At 63.2% G+C, this 451-nt stretch carries 1 protein-coding gene; it reads left to right on the top strand.

Going from position 1 to position 451, the window contains the following annotated elements; translation table 11 throughout:
* Nucleotides 1-415 (top strand): sugar ABC transporter permease (locus AAFU51_17980; protein ID MEO1573143.1); only part of this gene is annotated, 415 nt, incomplete at its 5' end.
* Nucleotides 416-451 lie beyond the last annotated feature (36 nt).

Raw genomic sequence — 451 nt, 5'->3', positions numbered from 1 at the left:
GACCCCCGAGCCGATGCTCAAGAAAGTCCTGTCCTACTCCGTTCTCGTGCTTTTCGCGTTCGTCGCGGTGTACCCGGTGCTACGGATCCTCACGATCTCGCTGCGCCCTGGCGACCGGCTGCTCTCGACCTCGCTCGCGATCATCCCCGACGACGCCACCTTCGCGAACTACAGCACACTCCTCGGCGAGACGCCGTTCGTACGGTGGCTCGTCAACTCGCTGATCGTGGCGGCTGTCGTTACCGTCACGGGCGTCGCGCTCGCCTCGACGGCGGGCTATGCGCTGAGCCGCTTCAAATTCCGCGGCCGCAATGCCGCGCTCTCGGGCATCCTCATCACGCAGATGTTTCCGGCAACGATGCTACTGCTGCCGCTCTACGTGATGCTCATCAAGCTTGGCCGAGGTACGAGTTGAGCAGGCCAAGCTTGATGAGCATCACGTAGAGCGGCA

The sequence above is a fragment of the Bacteroidota bacterium genome (assembly GCA_039821555.1).
Lineage (GTDB): Bacteria > Bacteroidota > Rhodothermia > Rhodothermales > Rubricoccaceae > JBCBEX01.
This window is presented reverse-complemented; position numbering and strand designations above follow the sequence as displayed.